At 70.7% G+C, this 6034-nt stretch carries 8 protein-coding genes; 7 read left to right on the top strand and 1 reads right to left on the bottom strand.

Translation table 11 applies throughout. From position 1 onward, the window contains the following. From ACFRCG_RS41900 to ACFRCG_RS41930, 7 genes are read left to right on the top strand one after another with little or no spacing between them, the layout of a single operon-like run. The gene (locus tag ACFRCG_RS41900; RefSeq protein ID WP_380041512.1) at positions 1-1104 is read left to right on the top strand and encodes a hypothetical protein; all 1104 of its coding nucleotides are present in this window, start codon (positions 1-3) and stop codon (positions 1102-1104) included. After that, positions 1104-2216, top strand: coding sequence for a hypothetical protein (locus tag ACFRCG_RS41905; protein ID WP_380041514.1), 1113 nt, complete (start codon positions 1104-1106; stop codon positions 2214-2216). Before ACFRCG_RS41900 ends, ACFRCG_RS41905 begins: the two co-directional genes overlap by 1 nt. Continuing rightward, positions 2216-3145, top strand: coding sequence for a hypothetical protein (locus ACFRCG_RS41910; RefSeq protein WP_380041516.1), 930 nt, complete (start codon positions 2216-2218; stop codon positions 3143-3145). Before ACFRCG_RS41905 ends, ACFRCG_RS41910 begins: the two co-directional genes overlap by 1 nt. Positions 3146-3153: 8 nt before the next feature. Next, the gene (locus ACFRCG_RS41915; RefSeq protein ID WP_380041518.1) at positions 3154-4578 is read left to right on the top strand and encodes a glycoside hydrolase domain-containing protein; all 1425 of its coding nucleotides are present in this window, start codon (positions 3154-3156) and stop codon (positions 4576-4578) included. Continuing rightward, positions 4575-4820, top strand: a complete 246-nt coding sequence (locus tag ACFRCG_RS41920; protein WP_380041520.1) for a hypothetical protein — start codon at positions 4575-4577, stop codon at positions 4818-4820. Before ACFRCG_RS41915 ends, ACFRCG_RS41920 begins: the two co-directional genes overlap by 4 nt. After that, positions 4817-5251 (top strand): hypothetical protein, encoded by a 435-nt coding sequence (locus ACFRCG_RS41925; protein ID WP_380041522.1) that lies wholly within the window; start codon positions 4817-4819, stop codon positions 5249-5251. The genes ACFRCG_RS41920 and ACFRCG_RS41925 overlap by 4 nt, the downstream gene beginning before the upstream one ends. Continuing rightward, positions 5238-5597 carry a hypothetical protein gene (locus ACFRCG_RS41930; RefSeq protein WP_380041524.1) on the top strand — a complete coding sequence of 120 codons (360 nt, stop codon included), beginning with the start codon at positions 5238-5240 and terminating at the stop codon, positions 5595-5597. The genes ACFRCG_RS41925 and ACFRCG_RS41930 overlap by 14 nt, the downstream gene beginning before the upstream one ends. A 61-nt stretch (positions 5598-5658) precedes the next feature. Here ACFRCG_RS41930 and ACFRCG_RS41935 read toward each other — a convergent pair whose 3' ends face one another. Then, positions 5659-5859: a hypothetical protein gene (locus ACFRCG_RS41935; RefSeq protein WP_380041526.1), complete on the bottom strand. Its 201-nt coding sequence runs from the start codon at positions 5857-5859 to the stop codon at positions 5659-5661. Positions 5860-6034 lie beyond the last annotated feature (175 nt).

A 6034-nucleotide genomic window follows, 5' to 3' on the forward strand; every position in this document is an offset into this window, starting at 1 on the left:
ATGGCTACTCGTGCTGCGTGGCTCCTGCCGCGGACCGGATCCGACGGTCAGACCCGCGAGGACACCCGACTCGCCCTGTCCGGCGGGATGACCCCGGCCGCCGCGACCACCGCGCGGTCGGGTGTGATGGCCGGCGGCACCCCGTTCGACCTGGTCGGCGGCGGGGCGATGACGTTCACAATCGGCGGCGGTCGCGCATACATCCAGGGCACCTCGGCCCAGGGCGCGTATCCGGTGGTATCCACGTCGACGACCGCGTTCACCGCGGTGGACGGTCATGCGACGAACCCCCGGATCGACCTGTATGTCCTCCGCGTGTACGACAACTTCATCGACAGCTCCGGCTCGACTGTGGCCCAGATCGAGCGGGTTGGTGGCACGGCGGCGAGCGTGCCGGTGGCGCCGTCCGTCCCGGCCGGGGCGATCCCGCTGTGGGAACTCCGCGTCCCCGCAGGGGCGTCGGCGGGCGGCGGCGGGATCCAGGGCAGCCCGGGTTGGTCGACCGCGCGCACGGACCGCCGCTACTACACGGCCGCGGCGGGCGGCATCGTGCCGTCGGGCGGGCCCGCCTGGTCCGGGGTGTACGACGGCCAGTACCGCGACAGCCCGACGACGGGCCGCCCGGAGCGGTGGTCAACGGGGTCGTCGACGTGGGTGGACATCCTGTCGGGCGCCGCGTGGGGTCGGGTCGGGTACGCCTACCAGGGCACCGGTACGGGGCCGATCACGGACACGACGCTCCTGGACGATTTGACGTTCACGGCGACGGTGAGCACCGCGCGCCGGTACAGCGTGCAACTGGTGGTGGCCTGGTACGCGTCGGCCAGCAGTGTCGCCGCCGACTTCACGATCAACTACGTGGCCGGGACCGGGCCGATCAACTCGTCGGGCTCGGGGACGACGGAGATCACCGCCGTCCTCAGTGACCCGTTCGCGGCCGACCGCATGATCAACACAACCGCTTACGCGGAGATCAACGGCCCCCGGAACGGCGCCATCACGGTGGGTGCGTTCGTGCTGGACACCACGGACACCGGGACGATCCGCCTGCCGCCGAGCAGTGGGCACTCGCTGGCGATGCACGACATTGGTCCGGCGATCTGATGACGTACCAGGTGGTGTTCGCCGACCTCCTGACCGACGAGACCATCGCCCGATTCGCGGCGGACGGGCTCAGGTTCGGGCGGCGGATCGGCGAGGCGGAGGAGATCTCTGGCAGCATCCCGATCCGGGACGCCCCCACCGCCGAGCGGCTGCGGGCGCTGGTCGCGAAGCGGACCGCAGTGTACGTGTACCAGGGGCAGACGATTCTGTGCGGCGGTGTGCTGTGGACGCCGACACCGAAATGGTCGAAACGGTCCGCCGAGACCTGGGAGTTCAGCGCCTCCACGTTCGAGTCCTACTGGGACCGGGTCGTCATCTCGGACGACATCCCCGAGCTGCTGGGCGTCGACCAATTCGTGATCGCCCGGTCCCTCGTCGACCACATGCAGGCCGACCCGCACGCGAACATCGGCGTCCTGACGCATCTGAACCCTGCCATGGCCGAGCCACTGTCCGGAGTGACGCGCGACCGCACCGAATACCTGGCCAGTGCGAACAAGAGCTACGGCGAGGCGTTGGCCGAGTTGGGCAAGGTGCTCGACGGGTTCGAGTGGACCATCGACGTCTGGGCCGACCCGGTGTCCGGCATCCGCACCAAACATTTGCGGCTCGGACATCCGACCATCGGCCGCCCGGACGGCGCCCTCGTCCTGGAGAGGCAGGACCTCGAAGCGTGGGAGACGCCGCCGGACCCCACGGCCGGCACGCGATTCCGCGCTCGCGGCGGCACACCCCAGGGCTCGGGCGCCGGCCAGCAGCAGCCGCTGCTGTCGGACATCCACTCCCGGGATGACCTGCTGTCGGCAGGGTGGCCGCGGCTCGACGTCGTCGAGGACCACTCGACGGTCGAGGACGTGGACGTCCTGAACGACTACGCGGCCAAGGCGGTGGCCACCTTGGGCGGGCCGGTCGCCATTCCCCAACTGGGCATCAACCTCGGCCGCGCTGCGATCTCCCCACTGAACCTCGGCGACACGGTCCGGCTGCGGATGCGCACGGTCTACGCCGGCCTGGTCGACGTCCGGTACCGCATGGTCGGGATCACCGTGCAGGCGGGCGGTCGGACGAGTCCGGGGACCGCGCAGTTGACCCTGGAGGAGGTGGCGACCTGATGGCCCGACAGCCCGACGATCTCGGGTCGTGGATGGCGTCGGTGGACAAGCGGTTGCGGGACATGCTGACGCGGGTGGGGTCGATCACCGGCGGGACCGGCGGGGGCTCCGGGCCGATCGACGCGGGTGACATCACCACGGGGACGCTCAACATTGCCCGGTTGCCGTCGATCCCGGCCTCGCAGATCACGTCGGGAACGCTCGACATCGCACGGGTCCCGTCGCTGCCTGCCTCCCAGGTGGCCTCGGGCACGTTCGACGTCGCGCGGGTCCCGTCCCTGCCGGCGTCGCAGATCACCTCGGGCACCCTGGGCGCGGCCAGGGTCCCGTCGCTGCCCGCGTCACAAATCACATCCGGCGTGCTCGACCCGGCCCGGCAAGCGCTCAGCAACCAATTCGGCCCGGAGGACGCGGGCTTCATTGCCTGGTCCCATGACCCGGCCGCGTGCAGCAGCGTCGCCGCAGGTCCCGCCACCCAGCGCGCCTACTTCGCGGGCATCGTCCTGCGCAACGCGACCACCCTCAACAGGGTTCACGTGTTCAAAACGAACGACACCGCCCCCGTGCTGACCGGCGCCTATGTCGGCCTGTACGACACCGGCGGCAACCGGGTGGCGGTGAGCGCCAACAGCACCGGCTCGTTCACCACGGGCGGCCAACTCCAGACGGTCAGCCTCACCGGCGCCTATTCGGCGGCTGCGGGCTACTACTGGGCTGCGGTCCTGCTTGTCGGCACCACAATCCCCACCCTGGCGATGGGCTCCTCCGCGTCCGTCAACGGACCGACGGCCGGCGGCGGCGCGGTCTACGGGAGCGGATTCAAGCGCTACAACCGCCTGTCCGCCACCAACAGCACACTGCCGACCTCGTTCAACACGACCTCAGGCGTGAGCAACGACGCGAACGCCTTCTGGATGGCGGTCAGTTAGGGGGACACGTGCCCACCGGCATCGACTTCAGCTTCTCCCGCGTCCCGCCCGATGTCGCCCGCACGGCCGGCCACAGCTTCGCGGCGTCGTACCTAACGGACCTGGACACCGCGCACCGGGTCAAGGCGTGGACCGCCGCCGAGGTCGCCGCCTACCGCGCTGCGGGCCTGGGTGTGGTCGCGGTGTGGCAGGGCGGCGGCTCGGATCGCACAACGGCCTGGCGCGGCGGCTACGACCGCGGCCGCCGTGATGCCCGCCTGGCCGCGCAGCAGTCGGGCGTGCTCGGTCGGCCGGAGGGTGCCGGCGGAAGGCCGGTGTACTTCGCGGTCGACTACGACGTGGGCCCGGCCGATCTGGCGGCGGTGGCCGCCTACTTCTCCGGCGTCGCGTCCGTGTTCGACCGCCGGAACATCGGCATCTACGGCGGCCGGCGCGTCATCGAGTGGGCGATGTCCTCGGGCGCCGCCTCCTGGTGGTGGCAGACCGGCGCCTGGTCCAGCGGCTACCGAGTGCCCGGCATCCACCTGTATCAGCGGGTCCCGAGCACGCGTCTCGGGTCCTACGACATCGACATCGACGACGCCATGCGGCCGGACTACGGCGCCTGGTTCGAGGGAGGTTCACCCGTGACCTGGTGCCCATTTGCCGAGCGCATGGAGCTACAGCCCGAGTCCGACAGCCAGGTGGCGATCCGCCCGACGCAGTTCATCCTGCACTCGATCGCGGCGCCGTGGACCCCGAAGCGGATCTACGAGTACTGGCGGGACTCGACGAACCTGGAGTCGCACTTCGGCCTGGGGTTCGACGGCAGTCTCGCCCAGTTCATCGGCACCCAAACCCGTGCGGATGCCAGTGCCCAGGCGAACTCTCGGGCGATCAGCCTGGAGTCGGCGAGCAACCTGCAGCACACCGATCCGTGGACGGACGCCCAGGTCGCGATGATCATCCGCCTGGGTGTGTGGCTGTGCCAGACCCACGGGATCCCGGCTCGCCGGCCGCCGACGTGGGACGCGCCGGGGATCGGCTATCACCGCTTGTTCCGCGAGTGGTCGACCGACGGCACGGCGTGCCCGGGTGACGCCCGGGTGCGGCAGTTCGACGAGGTCATCCTGCCCGGCATTCAACGCGCCCTCGCGGGCGCCCCTGTTCCCAGCAACTCCTCTGGAGGATTCATGGCCACCCCGATCGAAGTCTGGTCGTACGCCAACCCGAACGACGGCCCCGATGCCTACCAGCGGCTGAAGGACGCGAGCGAGAACACGCCCCTCGCCGTGTGGTCGTACAAGAACGAGGACGCGGGCGAGGACGGGCCCGACGCCTACGCGCATCTGCGCGAGACGCGACGGCTCGTCGGCGAACTGTCGGAGGCCATGGCGGCGCTGACGGCGAAGGTCGACAAGCTGGCCGTACCGGCGAAGGAGGCGGGCAAGTGAGCATCAAGGGCCGGTTCTTCCTCGACCTCGTCGAGCGCACGCTGTTCACCTACGCCGAGGTCGTGCTCGGCCTGATGATCGCGTCGGCTACGACGTCGGCGATCGACCTGTCGGTGGCGAAGGCTGCTGCGATCGCCGGGATCCCGGCTGCGTTGGCGGTGGTGAAGGGCGCGTTGTCGAGCATGGTCGGTACGCCGGGGACGGCGTCGGTGCTGCCGACCGGGTCGGAGCCGACGCGGTGAGGCTGGCGGCGGCCCGGCTGCGGCAGCGTCTGGGCCGCCGCGGCGCGTTCCTCGGCGGCATGGGCACACTGTGGCTGCTGTACGGCTACGGCCTCCTGGTGGAGCCGATCGCATCCACGGCCAGCTACCGGCTCCTGCTGCACGTGATGCCGATGGACGGCTGGGCGGTGGCGTGGGTCGTGGCCGGGGTGGTGGCTCTGCTGTGTGCGTGGACCCGGCCGCCGTGGGATTGGCCCGGGTTCGCCGCTCTGTATGCGACGGCGATTCCGTGGGGTCTGTCGTCGCTGATGTCGTGGTGGCCGCTTGACGACAACCCGCGGGGTTGGATCGGGGCGGCGATCTGGGGTGCGCTGGGGGGCGCGATTTGGGTGGTGGTCGGATGGCCGGAGCCTCCGCGAGGTGAGAGAGGCGGCCGCGATGCCGAGCGCTGAGATGGTGACCGCGATATCCGGGCTGGTTGTCGGCCTGGGTGGGATCAGCGGGACGGTGGCGGTGGCGCGGGCCGGGCGAAGGACGCCGGGGCAGGAGCGCCGGGACGATTTCACGGCGATCACGAACAGCCTGCAGACGCAGCTCGACGGGGTGAAGGAGGAGCTGGGCGAGCAGAAGGCCGAGGCAACGCTGTTGAAGGAGGGGCGCCGCCAGGATTCGCGGACGATCAATGCCCTGGTGCGGTATCTGCGGGCGACGTTGCGGACGTTGCGGGAGCACGACATACCGCCGCCGGTGCCGGATCCGAACGACGCGCTCGAACTGTCCACGCACGGTCTGCCGTAGCCGAACGACGAAGCCCCCGCCGCGCCTTCGGGCTGCGGCGGGGGCTTTCGTGCGTCCGGCCTCAGCCGATGCTGCCCTGGTAGTACAGCCGCCCGTCGTCCGGGTCCGGCCCCGGCTCGTAGTTGTGCAGGCGGTCGTCGTGTCCCTCGGTCTGCGCGAGGAGGACGCCGTCGTTTCCGCCGCCCTCGGCGATGGCGGTGGCCAGGTCGATGACCTCGCCGTCGAGTGGTCCGCCGGTGAGGGTGCGTTTCGTGTCGGTCATGGGCCCAGGCTGCCGGCCGCCACCCACAGGGGCGGGGTTATCCACAGATCCGCCGCTGCCCTCTCGCCCGGCCCCTGCCACCCGCCACGCTCTCCTCGCGGGCCGCCCGGCCCACGAGGGAGGCGTGATGTGGGATCTGCTGTCCGCGCTGGTCGGCGCGGCGGGCACGGTGATA

Source organism: Embleya sp. NPDC056575, from assembly GCF_042793325.1.
GTDB lineage: Bacteria > Actinomycetota > Actinomycetes > Streptomycetales > Streptomycetaceae > Embleya.

Bases quoted from the DNA above. Each gene is read 5' to 3' on its own strand.
- ACFRCG_RS41910 (WP_380041516.1), top strand. From the start codon at position 2,216: ATGGCCCGACAGCCCGACGATCTCGGGTCGTGGATGGCGTCGGTGGAC.
- ACFRCG_RS41900 (WP_380041512.1), top strand. From the start codon at position 1: ATGGCTACTCGTGCTGCGTGGCTCCTGCCGCGGACCGGATCCGACGGT.
- ACFRCG_RS41930 (WP_380041524.1), top strand. From the start codon at position 5,238: ATGCCGAGCGCTGAGATGGTGACCGCGATATCCGGGCTGGTTGTCGGC.
- ACFRCG_RS41935 (WP_380041526.1), bottom strand. From the start codon at position 5,859: ATGACCGACACGAAACGCACCCTCACCGGCGGACCACTCGACGGCGAG.
- ACFRCG_RS41905 (WP_380041514.1), top strand. From the start codon at position 1,104: ATGACGTACCAGGTGGTGTTCGCCGACCTCCTGACCGACGAGACCATC.